Origin of the sequence: Paraburkholderia phosphatilytica (assembly GCF_003443895.1) — a bacterium.
Classification (GTDB): domain Bacteria; phylum Pseudomonadota; class Gammaproteobacteria; order Burkholderiales; family Burkholderiaceae; genus Paraburkholderia; species Paraburkholderia phosphatilytica.
On record NZ_QQOA01000076.1, the window covers coordinates 1 to 15,507 of the forward strand.

Sequence of the window (15,507 nt, forward strand, 5' to 3'; positions counted from 1 at the left end):
ACCCGGGAAACCCTTGCCTTCGGCTAACTCTTCCCCTTGCCGGGCGAGTAGAGGACTTTCACCTCCAAGTGAGTGCGCCCTGCCGGGCGCACCCAAAAAAAAGCGTGCACTTGGCACGCCTTCCGGACACGAACTCGACGAACTGTCATCCAAGCACGAAGGGGTCGGGCGTCTTCGTACTGGTGCTGATCCAGACACTCTTGGTCTGCAGGTACTCCCGCACAGCGTCGATGCCGTTTTCATGGCCAACACCCGAGCGCTTGTGTCCACCAAAGGGCGACATGTAGCTAACCGCGCGATACATGTTGACCCATACCATCCCTGCTTCAAGGCGTTGCGACATGACGATGCCACGACGCAAATTCTCGGTCCAGACGCCGGCGGCCAAGGCATAGTTACTATCGTTGGCAATTCGTGCGGCATCCTCTTCATCTTCGAACGGAATGCAGGCGAGCACCGGCCCGAACACCTCCTCGCGCGCGATACGCATCTGATTATTTACGTTCGCGAAGATTGTTGGCTCGACGAACTGACCGGCACCCAGGTTCGGCCCACTTGCCTGTCCTCCACCCAGCAGGCATTCACCGCCCTCACCTCTGGCGATATCGATGTATTCGAGAATCTTCCTGAACTGAGGCTGGGTCGTCACAGGACCGACCTGCGTGCCTGTATCCATCGGGTCGCCGAGCTTCGCGGTCCTCGCGAACTCAACCACTCGTTGCACGAACTGATCGTAGATCGTGCGCTGAACGAGCAAGCGTGATCCCGCCACGCAGGTCTGACCGGACGCGCCGTAGATGCCACCGACCGCGCCCTTGACCGCATTGTCGAGATTGGCGTCGTCGAACACGATGTTGGCTGACTTGCCCCCGAGTTCAAGCGTGACGCGCTTGAAATCGCGAGCCGCGGTCTCGTAGATGCGCTGACCGCCGAACTCGCTGCCCGTAAACGCGATTTTCTTGACGAGTGGGTGTGTGACGAGCGGTTCGCCAACTTCCTGTCCCAGGCCTGTGACGACATTGATCACGCCCGGCGGAAAGCCTGCCAGTTCGACGAGCTTCGCGAACTCGAGCGCCGAAGACGACGTGTACTCCGACGGCTTGAGAACGAACGTATTGCCCGCGGCGAGCCCGGGCGCAAGCTTGTTGACCGCGAGCAGCAATGGCGAATTCCACGCCGTAATGGCAACACACACGCCAAGCGGTTCGTGGCGGGTGAAGTTGAACGTCTCAGCTTTGTCGATCGGAATGACTGCGCCTTCGATCTTGTCCGCGAGTCCGCCAAAATAGTAGAAATACTGGGGCAGGTATCGAACCTGCCCCAGCATTTCATTGATGAGCTTGCCGTTGTCGGCAACTTCGATGCGCGCGAGCCGCTCCGCATGCTCCGCAATGAGGTCCCCCAGTTTGCGCATCAGATTTCCACGCGCCGACGCCGTGAGCTTTGGCCAGGCCCCCGTCGTGAAGGCTGCGTGAGCCGCCTGCACCGCGAGTTCCGCATCCGCCGCACGGCCGCGTGGGATCGTGGCCCACGCCTCGCCGGTGTATGGGTTCACTGTTTCAAGTGTTTCGGCACCCGCTGCGTCCACCCACTGGCCGCCGATATACATCCGGTATTTCTCGAGAGAAGTCATTGTCGTTGCGATGTTTGAGATGAAGAAAAGTGGCGGAGCTGATGGCGTCGGGCGTGTCCCGTGGATCAGCGTCCATTGCCCGCTTCCAAGGCTAGAATGACTTCGTTGATTTGACAAATCAAAATATACGAACAATTATTCAATTTTTTATATGAGTGCTCTCACCATGTCCAGTCAAAAAGAACTCGCCGCTCCGCCTCTGCGGGTCAACCTGAAGCTTCTGCATACCTTCATGCTCGTCGCCGAGACAAAGAGTTTCCGTCAGGCGGCCGACGCCCTGCATCGTTCGCAATCGGCTATCACGACCCAGATAAAGCAACTTGAAGCACAACTCGGTATCACGCTATTTCATCGGACCACGCGTCTTGTCAAACTGACCGAAGAAGGCGAGCAGTTGCTGGATTGCGCGCGTCGTGCAGTCAACGAGGTCTCTCTGGGTCTACGCAAGATTCAGGAAGCCGTCGACGTCCGACGCGGACGGATCTTCCTCTCCTGCTCCACGACCATCGCGTCCACACGCCTCGCCAACATCCTCGCGGAGTTTGAGAAGGACTACCCAGGCATCGAGATTTTTGTTCGCGAGCTAACCACGACGGAGCTGATGGAGAGTGTTCGCAAGGATGAGGTGGACTTCGGTATCGGCGCCATTCTGGAGGCGCCTGATCTGAGCTTCGAACCGATCCTCACTGAGAACCTGTACGCGCTGGTTCCGGAGCGGTTCAAGACGCACAGTCGCCCGACGATCACCCTGGAAGAGTTGTCTCGCATGCCGCTGCTGTTGCTCAATCCGGCCACAGCGTTGCGCGCCGTCATCGAGGAAGCCGCGAAAGCACGCGGACTCACGCTCAATCAGAAGTTCCAGTTCAGCCAGGCGCAGACGCTCATCGCGATGTCGAACGCCGGACTCGGCGTTGCAGTGCTGCCTGAGGTCGTGCTTCCTGACCGGAAAACCCCGGGCGTCGATACGCTGCTGATTGTGGAGCCTCCGCTTCAGCGGCAGGTCGCGATCATCACGGTGCGAGGACGCACGCTTTCGCCCGCAGCTGCACGGCTCGCACAGATTGTCCGCCAGCTGATCGGCGGACATTCGGCAAAGTCACGCAGAAGCCACCAACGGCGCAAGCCAGATTAGAGCGAATCTGATAACAATGAAGAATGGTTGATGCTATTTATTGATAACGCGGTCGTGTGTACGGTTGCAACCGGAAGCATCCTGCACTGGCCATACGGTCCGTGCCGACGCAATCGTACACACAGGAGCGGCGCGCAGCCGACACGGCTATGTCACAGGCATTTGAAAACGAAGTGGAGCTCGAAGCGGCTCCGAATCGCGGATTCCGGGATGTATTCAAGCCGGGGGAACTGACACTGGGCTTCATCCTCCCGCTGGAAGGTTATCCGCTTACCGCTGCGCCAACCATGCACAATCACGGGGAACTAGCAGAACTGGCTGACAGGCTCGGCTTCGCAGCTCTCTGGGCGCGCGATGTGCCGATGCACGACCCTGGCTTCGGCGATACCGGTCAGACCTTCGAAGCGTTCAGCTATCTGGCGTTTCTGGCCGCAAAAACGCAGCGCATCGCGCTTGGAACTGCAAGCACTGTCATTCCGTTCCGCCATCCCGTGCTGCTCGGCAAGGCAGCTGCCACGGTCGATCAACTGTCGGAAGGACGACTGATACTTGGCGTCGCATCCGGTGACCGTCCGGCAGAATATCCTGCATTTGGCATCGAGGCCGACTATGAAACGCGCGGCGAGCGATTTCGCGAGGCGTTCCAGATGTTCAACGCGCTCACGCAGCAATCGTTTCCAGTTGCTGCATCCAGTCGCTTTGGTACACTTTCCGGCCAGCTGGATCTGGTGCCCAAGCCCACGAACCGGATTCCGCTACTGGTAACGGGACGCAGCCAGCAGGCACTCGACTGGATCGCGCGTCACAGCGATGGCTGGCTCTACTATTATGTCAATGTAGAACGCGTGCAGCCCCTCGTCACTATGTGGCGGGACGAGGTAGCGAAGCTGTATGGGGCCGAGGTGTTCAAGCCTTACGCTCAAGGCATGTTCTTCGACCTCGCAGCCGATCCGAACTGCCCGATAGTACCCATCCATGCAGGCTTGAGGATGGGGCGCAATGCCCTGATACAGTATCTGGAGACACTAGGAGCTGCAGGCGTGAATCATGTCGCCTTCAATCTGAAGCCGTCACATCGCAGCGCGAAAAGCGTGATGGAGGAGTTAGCGGAATATGTCCTACCCGCGCTCGCTGACAAGGCCTCGATTGCAGCGCCGCCACTGCTTCCGCGAAGACACCCAGCTCGCTGAAGGAGAATGTCGTGGATATGTTTTTGTCGATGCGTATCTTCGTGCAGATTGTGGAATTGGGAAGCTTCACGAAAGCGGCCTCTGCCTTGCAGTTGCATCGGCCCGTAGCGACCAAGGCGGTACAGCATCTCGAACAGACCTTGGGAGTGCGCTTGCTTCACCGTACTACCCGACGAATCACGCTGACCGCGGAAGGTGAAGAGTTTTATCAGCGCTGCGCCGAAATTCTGTCGCAGGTGTCGGATACGGTTGGCCGCTTCGCGCAACGGTCGGCGCGTCCCCGAGGAAGGTTGCGGCTTGATCTGCCGGTGACAATCGCCAAAACGATCATCATCCCCGCACTGCCTGCCTTTCAGCGCCAGTATCCAGAAATCGAACTGGTTATCGGTGCACGCGATCAGTATGCCGACATTGTCGGCGAGGGCATCGATTGCGCGGTCAGATTAGGCGAAGTGAGAACACCGGGGTTTGTCGCGAGGAAAATCGCCGAGGTTCCTATGGTGACCTGCGCGTCGCCAGAATATCTTGATCAAAGCGGCACGCCCAGGACTGTCGACGATTTGCACCGTCATGTGGCGGTCAACTTTTTCTATGGTCCAGAGAGAAAAATCATGGATTGGCGCTTTTTTGTTGACGGAGAAGAGCAGTCCGTAAAGATGCGCAGCGGGATCCTGGCCAACGACTCAGAGGCCTTTCTGGCAAGTGGACTAGCAGGCTTCGGAATTCTCCAAGGAGTACTACCGGCGTTGCAGCCTTACATCGACAGCGGGCGACTGGTGCGCGTGCTACCCGACACACCAAGTGTTCCAAAAATAATTTCTGTCGTATATCCCGCGAGACGGCATCTGCCCTCGAAGGTCAAAGTTTTCATCGATTGGTTGACGCACGTTTTGTCACAGGCCGGCATCAATCCTTCGTAGTCAGCACCTACCCCCCTGGGTGCTATCTGCACCTACTCCCCCTACGGATGACCCTACCCCTACGGATGACCCCACTCGTAGGGTGTACTGGTTCGGCAGGTTCACCCCGTTGTTTGACTGTCGGCGGATCTCGACGAGACCCTTTTCGGCAAGTTCGGCGATCGCCCGCTTCACCGAGTCCCGGCTCATGCCGCACTCTTTGGCAAGCGTGTCGTGCGACGGATCGCAGCGTCCCGTGTGATGGTTGGTGCAGTTCGCCAGCATCAGCAGGACGAGTTTCTGGAGCGCGGGCAGCTCCTGCCCGACCGCTCACGTCATGGCCTGGAAGCTCATCAGTGCCTCGCCAGTCTGAAGAAGTCATAGATGCGCTGACAGCGCTCCAAGGAGATGAAGCCAGCGCAATACGTGCGCATGAGCACGAGTTTGAAAATCGATTTAGCGAATGACATAGCTACCATCCTTCCCTAAGATCCGCTAAGGATTGCTAAAATACGCATCTACACCCTGTAGCCGAACGGAGAATTTCATGACCGATATTCAGATTCCGGAAAGTGGCGCGCTCGCCGAGCTCGCCGCCAAAGTCGATGTTCTCGAAATCGCCCTGTTGACTGCTTTGCGCCAGCAAACAAAGCAGCAGCGCGAGGACTTCCTTCGGGTGTTCGATTCGAACATCTCGGCCCGCGAATCGATTAACCGGAACACCGCCGACCCCTTAACGTGGACCGAAAGGCTCGCGCCTCACGCGAAAAAACTGCGCGAACGGCTGCGCTAGCGCGCGGTTCCCCTCGCCGGCATCTGTTCTTCGGAGCACGCAATGCGCGACGAATCGCATCCTTGGCCGCTTCAATGTGGGTACTGCCAGTACATCCGGATGGAGACGCTTGAGCGAGCACTTGCGGGCAAGCTTGATTACCCACTCTGGTGTCCCAGCTGTCAGCGCGATCTCGACCCAGATTGGGAGCCGATCGAAAAGGCCTGTCGTGACGCTGGCCTGCTCCCGCCCGAGGACTGACCGTCGGGCCGCGCATCATGCGGCCTCGGGCTGCTCAGCCAGCGCAACGGTGTAGCCGACAGGGTCAGCCAGCCAGCGGTGGATTTCGCGGTTCTCGTAGAGCGCGCAGGTCGCCGACATGCGAATGGCGCGTGGTGCCTTGCCGGCGATCGAGAGCTTGCGCCAGGACTCGCGGCCTATCCCCACGTAAGGCGCAATCTGCGCCCACTTGGAGAGGCCGATCTGGGGAAGAACTGGCGTGGAGGTCTGGCCGGCATCGGCCTTTTCCGTGGTCTTTGGCATGTCCGCTCACCATGGGAGAGTTGGTGAGCGAATGCTATGCGGTCCGTTCCAGCGTGAAACCGAAATACTTTTATGAACCCCGATATCGGATTTCTCAGCCCGAAATCGGGTGGAAATTCTATATTTCGGTGAACCTACGCGCTCTTGCTGCCGATTACCTTAGCGGCTTGCTGCAGGTAGTCACGTAGCGTGTCATCCGTCACGCTAACCCCTTTGACAGCGAGGTCCCGTATCACATCGGTGATACCTTCGAATTTTCCGCTGTAGATATCCAATTCAGCTCCGACCATCGCTAGACCGCCAATCAGTTTGAGTGAGGTCGCACGCGCCTTTCCCTTGAGCATGTCGGCTTCTAACGATCCGATCTTGGTATTCGCCGCCTGCAGATCCTGAGTCAATCGATCAATTTCTAGTTTCAGTGATGACACATCTTGATCATGCGCCAGGTGCACTTGAGGTGCGTCCAGGCCTAACGCCTGCCGCAATGCGGACCGCCGAAGGTCGCGCTCAGAACTGAGCAGATTGCCAGCGCCTGAAAAAAAGGCCTTGTGCGTCTCGCGATCGCTTTCTTTGAAATAAAGACCGTCAATCCACTCTGGCACATAAATAGTCTGCCCGGTTTCGAAAAACTCTCCTTTTTTGTATATGTAGAGAAATAACGGATCTCCGAACGACAGGCGCTCTAAGCGGTCCTCGTCATTCACTCTGTGATACAAAGGCAGACCTTCGAATACAAGCAGACATGCCGAATCAATGGCCGATGCCAAGACAAAAGACTGACTTTCAAAATATTCATGTTGAATTTCTCGCAAATTCGACGATTTTATGATCTTTTCTCCATCAATATCCCTGAAGAAAAAGAAATCGCTCCAGACGATTTTTGAGAATGGACAAAATCCGTCGAATTTTGATTCCGACTTTCTTGCACCAGTTTTCTGCAAAATCATGGTTGCAAAAGCCGCCAAGTGCTTGTTTTCGAGTCTATAAACATTCGAGGCTTGTTCCATCACAGTAAACGGATTGTTTTCGTCGCGAACACCAAGAGTCGCCTCGCATAAACAAGTTACGAAACGTTCGGGTTGTTTGTCGACGAAATTCCTCAGCATCTGCATCGTGCTTTGCCGGATGTCATCCAATTCTGATTGCAACTCCTCGACGCTTCTATCTTTATCCGCTTCCATGTTGCGCCCTCACGCACCCTTAGGGAGAACCGCGCCAACAGGGTAAGGGAGCCCTGCTTTCGCCCCGTCGGGCTAGGCGCGGTTATAGCCAGCAAATATACGCCCGATCAGGGCCAGCACGCATCCGCGTCATGTACCAGCTTCAGGTGCGTCTGGCCGCTGCCGTCCTTCGCCCACAGCTCGTGAATCGGCGAACAATACTTCTTCGTGGCCGCGATGCCGCCGTCCTTACATTTGGCGGTCATGTGGCCATAGCGCCAGTCATAACGGCGACCGTCGTCAAGCGAGTGAATGCCATCCTCACTTAGCACCCGGAAAAAACCCGGGCCCTCCAGCACCTGCACGAGTTCATTGTTGAGGTCGAGCACCACGTCGCCGGGTGACAGGCGCGTGCCTCCTTCGTTCGCCTCGCGAATCGCCTTCAACCCCGGGTCCGGGATGCAGTCGCGCGTGCGGTGTTTGCGCAGCGCGGCGGTGATCGACGTGCTCAGCCCCGTGAGCGTCTTACGGACGCCACCCTTCGCGCCCTTCCACATGTCGAGCGTCCACTCATCGAGGTCTTCAGCGGCGGCTTCCGACATGCTCAGCGTGACCGGGCCATTCGTGACGGGCACAACGGCATGGATCGCCGCAGCGAGCCGGGCGCCGTGCTGCTGGATCAGCGAATACGCGGTGCGTGACGCCTGGACCGTGATCAGATCCGCGCTGGCCGCCGCGGCGGACTGGATATTAGCCATTTTGAGTCCCTTCGGCGTTGGACTTGCGTTTAAGGCTACGCGGCTGCGGCGCCAAACCTGGAATGAGGACCTTGAAGGCCTGGAAACGCTTGTCGTCGCTCGCAGCGACGATCGCTCTATAACGGCGGTTAGACTCCGCGCTCCATTCTGACGACCGGAAGTAAAGCAGTTCCTGTAACCTCTTTCTGGTGGATTCGATCTGCCGCTCGCCATACGATGGCTCGTCAAGCCACGCGCGAGTTAGTTTCCAGAAGTCACTGTCCATCCAGTCGCGGCTTGGCCCGACGAAATCATCAGGCTTGGATCGAATCAACCAGAAACTGAATCTGCCCTCTTCCCAGCGAGTCTTGCTAATACCCCCCGGCCACCGAAGATCGTTCGGGACCAGTCCTTCGCTTTCGAGTTGCGCGGTATCCGTCAGCGTAACCCGTCAGAAGTTGGAATTTTGTACGGGACCAACAACGCTGCGAGAGATCAGGACGAGGTGAGCGAGATCCCACTGCGACAGTGCGACGGCTTTCTGGATGTCAGAACGCGTAACCTTGATCGTGCCAGTAGTGCCAGTCAGCGACGGCTACTTGTGTCGGTTCATCGCAGCTCGCGGGAACGATCTGGGCCAGGGGGGCCACCACGTCACGTTGGCCCCACCGAACCCAGACGAAGATGCCAACCCGACACAGGTCTTCATGAGCGAGTCCTGTGACCGAGACGTGTTCACCCGGGCGCAGCGGTGAAGAGGCCATTGCTTTGCGAATGCCGGCCTCGAACGGAAACGAGAGCTGCTCTTCCAAATAGCAGTACCACGACGTCGCCCGCTCTTCCTCGGTATAGGCGTCGACGACCACCTCCATCTCGATGCGATGTTTACGTTCCACGTTGATTTTGGTCTTGGCCATGATGTTGCACGGTGATCGGCATAGATGGGGTTATAGGTCGACGATACGCCGCAGCAGGCCGTAGGAAACGCGCCAGTGTCCTTCGGAGTCCGTCACGGCAATCGAGGCAGTTTTCGAGTTCAGCCTGACGATGGTGCCGACCCGCTCGCTCAGGTGCTTGTCGGTGAAACCAACGGTGTCGCCGACGAAGAACTCTTCGCGTTGTGCGCGCGGTGGTGGTGTCGGTTCGGGATGAATCGGGGCGGCCGTGCTATCGGGGACAATCGCCGCATACGGTAGCGCCCAGCGCCGCCGGCTCACACTGTCCTGAACGATCGCCTGTGCGTGTCGAAGCTCGACGACGGTGCCTTGCGACGGAGGTCCCAGCGGATTGTCGCCGATATAACTGACGGCCATTCCGAGGTGCCGGCGCTGACGTACTTCCAGAATGCGTCGCGGGTCATCGAGCATTTTTCCGATGGCGAGATAAAGGCGATACAGCTCGGCGCTGGGCGCCTGCCGAAGCGAGTCGAGAATATCCATGAACGTGAAGGCGTTTAACGGGCGAGCGGCAATAGTTCGTGCGCGCGATTGACAGGATACGATGGCAGCCTCTCGAGCGTGTCCTTGAGCCACGCATAAGGTTCGAAACCGTTCAGGCGAGCCGTGCCGAGCAGCGAGTACATCGTGGCGGCGGCCTTGGCGCCACGCGGCGAGCCAGCGAATATCCAATTGGCTCTCCCCAGGGCGATAGGGCGAATTTGACGCTCGAGAGCATTGTTATCAGGCAGCAGGATACCGCTCTCGGTGTAGCGAATGAGTGCCTGCCAATGACGTAACGCATAGCCGAACGCCTTTGCGAGCGGCGCCTGAGCTGGCAATCCGATGACGTTGCCTTCCAGCCATTGCCTGAACCGCGCAAGTATCGGCAGCGCCTCGGCTTGCCGCGCCGCATATTTGAGATCAGGCGTTTGGTCTCGGATCCGCGACTCGATCGCATACAGGCTGGCAATCCACTGCAGCGCCTGCGCCGCAAGTCCCGGTTTGCTCTGCGCCTTCGCGATTTCGAAGAAGCGTCGGCGGCAATGGGCCCAACATCCGACCTCGACAATGTTTCCGGTTTCGTAAAGTGCACCATGTCCACTGTACGCGTCCGCCTGCAGATAGCCCTTGTACTTTTGCAAGTACCGCAGCGGATGCGAGCCCGAGCGCGATTCAGCGAACTCGAACACGACCGCCGGCGGGTGCTCGACCCAGACACCGTTCTCCTCGCGTTGGCCGGCGCCAAGATAGCCCCATAATCGCGCTGTGCGCGTCGCCGTGCGACCCTTCTCGAGCAATGGCAGCGTCGTGTCGTCCACATGCATGCGGGGTGCCTGCAAGTGGTGAGCCCGCAGCGGTGGCAGCAGCACTTCAAGCAGTTCGGCTGCCGCCAGCTTCCATTCGCATAGCGTTGCCCGGGGCAGATGTACACCGCGTCGTGCATAGCGCATCTCCTGCCGGTTCAAGGGCAGATGATCGACGTAGGTGTTGACCAGTATGTTAGCGAGCAGGCTCGCGCTCGCGTTGCTCTTCGGCAGCGGTGACGGCTGGGCGTTTGCGGTCACGATGGTCGACTCGCCATCCTTCTTCGCCGCGTACTTGAAGCGGATATGCTCGATGACGGTGAGCCTGGACGGCTCGTAGTGCAGCGTCTCGCTGCGCTCTTCGCCGATGCGCTCGAGCACATCGAATGCAGCCTTCTGTTCGTCGCTCAGATCGTATTCGATACGCGTGCGCGGCAGGTCTTTCGACAGGGCGGGACGTCCCTTGCGGGTATGGCCCGCGACCGGAATCTTGGCCGGCTCGGGCGGAACAGGTAACTCCGTGGCAGCATCGAACAGATCCGCCTGACCCGCCAGCCGCTCGGAACTGACGCCGAAGCGCGCGCGGTTCGCTTGGGCGATCTGGTGCTGAAGCGCTTCCAGTTGCTCCCACAGCACGCATGCCAGTCGGTTCTGTTCGAGCGCGAAGGCTTGCAGCGCATCGGGCTCGACCGGCAATTCCGCGACGGTGATGGCGGTGGGCGGCATGGCTATCATGATGCCCAACTCGTGCGACGTTTACAAGATCGGAGAGCGTTGTATCTGCGCAGGCGAGAGCAAAGTCAACTCACGCGCGTCACCGCGACGGCGCGATGCGGCTCGCGCGCCGGGATCTCAATGCCCTCGATCCAGGCGTTGAGTTCGGCAAGCGTGAAGCCGCGTTGCGCGAGCACTAACGGTGACGGAAAGCGGCGCCGTTCAAGGCGCTTGTACCAGAGTGCGAAGCCGGTGCGATCCCAGTATAGGCATTTGACTTTCGAGCGATCGCGGCCGACGAACACGAACAGATTGCCCGAGACAGGGTTCTGGGCAAGCAGTGGTTCGACCAGATACGACAGCCCATCAATCGATTTGCGCATGTCGACCGGCTCACGGCAGATATACGCACGGACATCGGCTGCGATCAGCACCGTGCACCTCCAAGCTGTCCGAGCACGAAACGCACAACGCGCTCGGCATGAGCGCCGGTCAGCTCGATGCGAACACCGGCGAGCGACAACGTCACCTGATCACGTGAAGACGACGGAGCGTCTACCGCCGATGGCGGCGCCTGAATGGCTGGTGCGGTGTCCGGATGGGAAACGATAAATGCCGCGTCGGGTGTGACCGCGAGCGGGCGCACCTCTGCACGTGCCTGGCCCGAGAGCTTCTTGCGCCACAGGCCGAAGGTACTAACGGCGAGCCCCTGCTCACGACAGAAACGTCGAAGGCCCAGCCCGCTTGTGGTCCATGCCATGACCATCTCGCGCCAGAATGCTTCGCCTTGCCGGGGGCGTCGCGCACCCGTCGGTACAGCCGGTTCTCCCGTGGTGTCGTCCATCGCATGGCTCCGTCGTTACGATGGCAACACATTCGCACCGCGCTTACGTGCGTTCAAGACGGGGTGCGCTGACGGATACGTTGCGCGCGCGTTCCGAAAAACTCGGTGAGGCCGTACTTCGAATTGAGATGGATCTTGATTTCGCCGGCAACGAGACTGGCCGGCGACGTTTGCTCTGGACGAGCGGGTGCTTTGGAGGGCATTTCGGACTCCTAGAACTTGCAGGAGCCTGCCGCCGCTGTCAAACGGGTGGGCAGGCACATGGCAGGGTTGACAGACCGGCGTTCTAGGAAACCGGCGAGCGCAAGCGCTCCCCTACCATGGCCCACCCATTGAAGGGTACTCATGGATAACGGACGAAAAAATACCGCCTTGAGGCGGTTGTCCGCCTAGAACTGTCGGGCTGTCAAACCCGGTCGCTGTTGTCTCAGCGACGATTAAAGCGTAGTCCGCCGCGATGGTCGCGTCAAGTAGATTCTCCACCGATCCACTCGCGGCTCACAAACTCGTCTGGTAGATGCAAGCAGCGCTTGTATTTGTCCGCGGTGTCCTACATCGATTATTAGCTGTGCTATTAGCTTGCTGATAGTCAGTTAGACATGTGTGTCTCACGCGCTGTTCACGTGGGGAGTAGAGAAAGCTAAACACCGTGTGTACAGTTCACTTTACTTCCGCCCTGTAGTGCCACCCGCCACCGCAATCAGTCCATCGCAAATTGATTCTGCCGATCAAACCCGAACACCTCGGCATTCGAATCCATCACGCGCACGCCGCCAAAAAATATCCTGTTGCAGCCTCGAATGGTCGAGGCACCAAACCGGAGACACCGATGACTCAAAGGAAGAGACCACCTCAGGCGAAGCGCGCTCAGATGATCGAGCTCGTCAAGCAGTTTCCTGGCATCACTTCCGCCGAGATAGCGCAGCGTCTTGGCATTGATAATCCCGCCCGGGTCACGAACGGCCTTTACAGCCACGTCAAGGCTGGTCGCATCACGGTCGAGCGCATCGAGCAGGATGGACATTTCAAGAATGCTCACTACATGTCCGATCAGGTTCCACCAGATGCGGCTGAGCGGATCAACCAGCGGATCATCGACGCGAGCGAGGTAATTCCGGCCGTGAAGTCGGCCGACGCACGCAACAGCGTTTTCGACGTACCGAAGCAAAAGCGCCCAAGGAAATCTGGCTCGAAGCATCCAACAACGACGCCCACGCCTGCAGCCGGAGTGCCGCGCGTGTTCTCATGCGCGATCGCCAATGACGGCAGCCTGGTGCTGATGCGTGGGGGACGCATCGAGCTGTCGCTGTCGGATACCGACGCTGCCACGCTGCAGAGCTACCTTGTGAAGCGGGCGACTGCGAATCTGTTTGCCAGCATAGCCTGAACCCATCGCCGGCGGACAGAGCGCCGGCGTGTGCGCTACACGATCAACCGATCCAGTTCCTGCCAGACCCATTCCCGTAAGGGAGGGGTTCCCGGATGCGGTGTCCCCTGTAATTGAAGCAGCATTCGCGACGGCAGATCATTGAGCGTTGGCTGCATCGGAGGTCATGCATGAATGTTCGCGCTCCCTTGCAGGGTCGGGATTAGCGCGCGACCGCGCAAATGAAAAACCCGCCGAGGCGGGTCTGGTGCTACTGGTCGGGGCTGCCCACCGGCATCGGGCGATCTTTCGCGAACCGACGCCACTGCGGGTATTGCGGTTCTATCCGGCCGAGGCGATGCATGCGGAGCCGTACCCGTTGCCGCCACGACTGTCACCGCAGCCGCAAATCCACGAAACCTGACCACGCCCAGCCGAACGAAGCACTGGTAAGGCTTAGCTGCGCGGCCGCCAATATGCTTCAAATCGCGGCGGGTTCAGCCGTGGTCACGGATCCAGGCTATTCCCCAAGCTTTCGCGTGTTCTACGGCTTCCAACTCGGTCGCGAAGTAGGCGAGCGCGGGAAAGTGACGGCCCGTAATTTCGGGGCCATCGTGCCCTCGAAAAACAACCACCTGCGAACCGAATCGACCGTCAGCCATAGGCATTGGGTCGCAATGCAGCAAATACTCAGTGCCGTCGTGGACAACTTTGAATCCAAAGCGCGTCGACATCTTCCCCCCATCGGAATATCGGAAAGACTTACCAAATCCTACCACCACTACCCAAGTAGTGATACGATCCGCGATCATCAAATCGCTTGGGACGCCAGCGTTTAGACCAACGCTCGGTTCTTCCCAGATCGCCGTTGGAGAATGCTTTGCCCCGCCGAACATATAAGGTGAGTCTTTATCAAGCCACCCTGCAGCAGGATGCCCCGCAAGCCATCCAGAACGACCTATTTGCCCATTTCGCTGCGAATCCCCCCGTGGTTCAGCAGTACGGCGAGGTCCGCTACCACCTGGCGGTGAACCAAATCGCTAACGGCATCTATCGCGGAGAGCTCAAACGGTACGCGAATGACGATCTGCCGCATGCGGGCATTCCGAACGGGCCTGAGCGCGAGCTGGAAATGCAAGCCCACGAAATGACGATCGAACGAAATCATTTCCTTTACTACCAGAATCGCAAGGTAATTGTTTGGCAAGAAAATAGACGCAGCGGCCCTGTCAGCGCCCTTGCAAGATACCTGAGCAGTTCACTTGGAAGCACAATCGCCTTCTACCCTGTGCTGACTCGGCAGGCAACACTCGAACTCCTGCTACAGGATCATCGTCCGAAAGTCCTTGAGTTCACCGTAGCGCGTCCACTCAATCCACAGTTGTACCAGCACGCTCCGGATACAAACCGAGTCATGAATTTGCTGGCCGGAATCGGAGGATTGACTGGCTCTTTCCGCATAAGCGCAAACGGCAAAGGGATACGTGGACAGCTCCTCGATGCCGCCCGCGCCATCACATTGGGCCGCGAATTGGTCGCGTCAGGACATGCCTCGATTGTTCGACTGGAGGTCGAGGACCTTGATCATCCAATCGACCTCATGGCCGATAGACTAAAAAGCGAAGTGACGGTGAATACCCAAGGAAGGTATCCTATCCCCCAAGACATTTACGCCGCATTGGGCGGCGTTAAAGACGAATTCGAACAGGAATTGGTCGGAATCTTCGGACAATGATCATTGGTCTCGGTGCATGGGGTGCTGGTTCTGCGCTAGTGTGGTTCTGCTTGGCGCGCTGGCCAATCTGTGACGAGACTCTGCTCCATGGCCTTGCCAATGGCTATGCGTCGACCGCCGGCACGATGTTGGGATTTGTGCTGGCAATGATCACCGTCTTGGTATCAATGTCGGATCGACGACTAATTCGAAATATGGCGCGCACGGGCCACTTCATGCGGCTGCTGGGGAAGCTATATGGTTGCGCCATATATTTCGGGTTGGCCTTGCTCGTTGCTTTGCCGTTGATGGTGGTCAAAGCTCAACTGCTGCGAATTGGGATTGTCCTGGCATCCGGCCTGCTTCTGTCCGCGGCCGTGCAGTTAATCATGTCAGGCTTTCGACTTTGGGGCGTCCTCAAGTTAATCAGCGGCTCGATCACCGGGCCACTCGAATAAAGCCGCGCTAGGGAAGCGCTGATCAATGAGCCCGCCGCCGGTGATCCCGCGCATACGGCTCGCGATTTTTGAAACGGGAAGCCCGTCGAGACATATTTTGGGT

20 protein-coding genes are annotated in these 15,507 nt (G+C 58.4%); 8 read left to right on the forward strand and 12 right to left on the reverse strand.

Going from position 1 to position 15,507, the window contains the following annotated elements; all coding sequences use genetic code 11:
• Window positions 1-145: 145 nt before the first annotated feature.
• Window positions 146-1,633, reverse strand: coding sequence for an aldehyde dehydrogenase (locus DVS29_RS35935; RefSeq protein ID WP_240655983.1), 1,488 nt, complete (start codon window positions 1,631-1,633; stop codon window positions 146-148).
• A 166-nt stretch (window positions 1,634-1,799) separates the two neighbouring features.
• Here DVS29_RS35935 and DVS29_RS35940 point away from each other — a divergent pair, with 166 nt between their 5' ends.
• The 3 genes from DVS29_RS35940 (at window position 1,800) to DVS29_RS35950 (ending at window position 4,875) form a co-directional block, all read left to right on the forward strand.
• Window positions 1,800-2,765 carry a LysR family transcriptional regulator gene (locus tag DVS29_RS35940; RefSeq protein WP_118186013.1) on the forward strand — a complete coding sequence of 322 codons (966 nt, stop codon included), beginning with the start codon at window positions 1,800-1,802 and terminating at the stop codon, window positions 2,763-2,765.
• Window positions 2,766-2,914: 149 nt separating this feature from the next.
• Window positions 2,915-3,955, forward strand: a complete 1,041-nt coding sequence (locus DVS29_RS35945; RefSeq protein WP_118185983.1) for an LLM class oxidoreductase — start codon at window positions 2,915-2,917, stop codon at window positions 3,953-3,955.
• 17 nt (window positions 3,956-3,972) lie between these two features.
• Window positions 3,973-4,875, forward strand: a complete 903-nt coding sequence (locus DVS29_RS35950; protein ID WP_240655984.1) for a LysR family transcriptional regulator — start codon at window positions 3,973-3,975, stop codon at window positions 4,873-4,875.
• On the opposite strand, the gene DVS29_RS38410 is transcribed toward DVS29_RS35950, so the two are convergent.
• Entirely contained in the window at window positions 4,876-5,169 is a 294-nt protein-coding gene (locus DVS29_RS38410; RefSeq protein ID WP_420816255.1) for a helix-turn-helix domain-containing protein, read from the reverse strand.
• A 232-nt stretch (window positions 5,170-5,401) separates the two neighbouring features.
• Here DVS29_RS38410 and DVS29_RS35960 point away from each other — a divergent pair, with 232 nt between their 5' ends.
• Window positions 5,402-5,647 (forward strand): hypothetical protein, encoded by a 246-nt coding sequence (locus DVS29_RS35960; protein WP_118185989.1) that lies wholly within the window; start codon window positions 5,402-5,404, stop codon window positions 5,645-5,647.
• 255 nt (window positions 5,648-5,902) lie between these two features.
• On the opposite strand, the gene DVS29_RS37540 is transcribed toward DVS29_RS35960, so the two are convergent.
• The 10 genes from DVS29_RS37540 to DVS29_RS37120 all read right to left on the reverse strand — a co-directional run bounded on the left by DVS29_RS37540 (window position 5,903) and on the right by DVS29_RS37120 (window position 12,905).
• Entirely contained in the window at window positions 5,903-6,169 is a 267-nt protein-coding gene (locus tag DVS29_RS37540) for a helix-turn-helix transcriptional regulator (RefSeq protein WP_164708077.1), read from the reverse strand.
• A gap of 134 nt (window positions 6,170-6,303) precedes the next feature.
• Window positions 6,304-7,350 carry a hypothetical protein gene (locus DVS29_RS35970; RefSeq protein WP_118185991.1) on the reverse strand — a complete coding sequence of 349 codons (1,047 nt, stop codon included), beginning with the start codon at window positions 7,348-7,350 and terminating at the stop codon, window positions 6,304-6,306.
• A 107-nt stretch (window positions 7,351-7,457) separates the two neighbouring features.
• A complete protein-coding gene (locus tag DVS29_RS35975) occupies window positions 7,458-8,087 on the reverse strand; it encodes a hypothetical protein (RefSeq protein ID WP_118185993.1) in 630 nt (209 codons plus the stop codon).
• Complete coding sequence (locus DVS29_RS35980) at window positions 8,080-8,352, reverse strand: hypothetical protein (protein WP_118185995.1); 273 nt, start codon at window positions 8,350-8,352, stop codon at window positions 8,080-8,082. Before DVS29_RS35980 ends, DVS29_RS35975 begins: the two co-directional genes overlap by 8 nt.
• A gap of 262 nt (window positions 8,353-8,614) precedes the next feature.
• Window positions 8,615-8,983 carry a calcium-binding protein gene (locus tag DVS29_RS35985; RefSeq protein ID WP_118185997.1) on the reverse strand — a complete coding sequence of 123 codons (369 nt, stop codon included), beginning with the start codon at window positions 8,981-8,983 and terminating at the stop codon, window positions 8,615-8,617.
• Window positions 8,984-9,013: 30 nt separating this feature from the next.
• The gene (locus DVS29_RS35990) at window positions 9,014-9,505 is read right to left on the reverse strand and encodes a hypothetical protein (protein ID WP_118185999.1); all 492 of its coding nucleotides are present in this window, start codon (window positions 9,503-9,505) and stop codon (window positions 9,014-9,016) included.
• 14 nt (window positions 9,506-9,519) lie between these two features.
• Window positions 9,520-11,043 carry an IS66 family transposase gene (gene tnpC, locus DVS29_RS35995; protein ID WP_118186001.1) on the reverse strand — a complete coding sequence of 508 codons (1,524 nt, stop codon included), beginning with the start codon at window positions 11,041-11,043 and terminating at the stop codon, window positions 9,520-9,522.
• A gap of 65 nt (window positions 11,044-11,108) precedes the next feature.
• A complete protein-coding gene (tnpB, locus tag DVS29_RS36000) occupies window positions 11,109-11,456 on the reverse strand; it encodes an IS66 family insertion sequence element accessory protein TnpB (protein WP_205962592.1) in 348 nt (115 codons plus the stop codon).
• On the reverse strand, window positions 11,450-11,866 hold the full coding sequence (gene tnpA / locus DVS29_RS36005; protein WP_118186003.1) for an IS66 family insertion sequence element accessory protein TnpA: 417 nt from the start codon (window positions 11,864-11,866) through the stop codon (window positions 11,450-11,452). Before tnpA ends, tnpB begins: the two co-directional genes overlap by 7 nt.
• 700 nt (window positions 11,867-12,566) lie before the next feature.
• The gene (locus DVS29_RS37120; RefSeq protein ID WP_124800767.1) at window positions 12,567-12,905 is read right to left on the reverse strand and encodes a hypothetical protein; all 339 of its coding nucleotides are present in this window, start codon (window positions 12,903-12,905) and stop codon (window positions 12,567-12,569) included.
• 3 nt (window positions 12,906-12,908) lie between these two features.
• Between DVS29_RS37120 and DVS29_RS36010 the strand changes: the two genes are divergently transcribed.
• The 4 genes from DVS29_RS36010 to DVS29_RS36025 all read left to right on the forward strand — a co-directional run bounded on the left by DVS29_RS36010 (window position 12,909) and on the right by DVS29_RS36025 (window position 15,404).
• The gene (locus tag DVS29_RS36010; RefSeq protein WP_124800768.1) at window positions 12,909-13,253 is read left to right on the forward strand and encodes a hypothetical protein; all 345 of its coding nucleotides are present in this window, start codon (window positions 12,909-12,911) and stop codon (window positions 13,251-13,253) included.
• Window positions 13,254-13,708: 455 nt separating this feature from the next.
• Window positions 13,709-14,071, forward strand: a complete 363-nt coding sequence (locus tag DVS29_RS37125) for a hypothetical protein (RefSeq protein WP_124800769.1) — start codon at window positions 13,709-13,711, stop codon at window positions 14,069-14,071.
• Window positions 14,072-14,133: 62 nt separating this feature from the next.
• Window positions 14,134-14,967, forward strand: a complete 834-nt coding sequence (locus DVS29_RS36020) for a DUF6731 family protein (protein WP_118186009.1) — start codon at window positions 14,134-14,136, stop codon at window positions 14,965-14,967.
• Window positions 14,964-15,404, forward strand: a complete 441-nt coding sequence (locus tag DVS29_RS36025) for a hypothetical protein (protein WP_118186011.1) — start codon at window positions 14,964-14,966, stop codon at window positions 15,402-15,404. Before DVS29_RS36020 ends, DVS29_RS36025 begins: the two co-directional genes overlap by 4 nt.
• Window positions 15,405-15,507 lie beyond the last annotated feature (103 nt).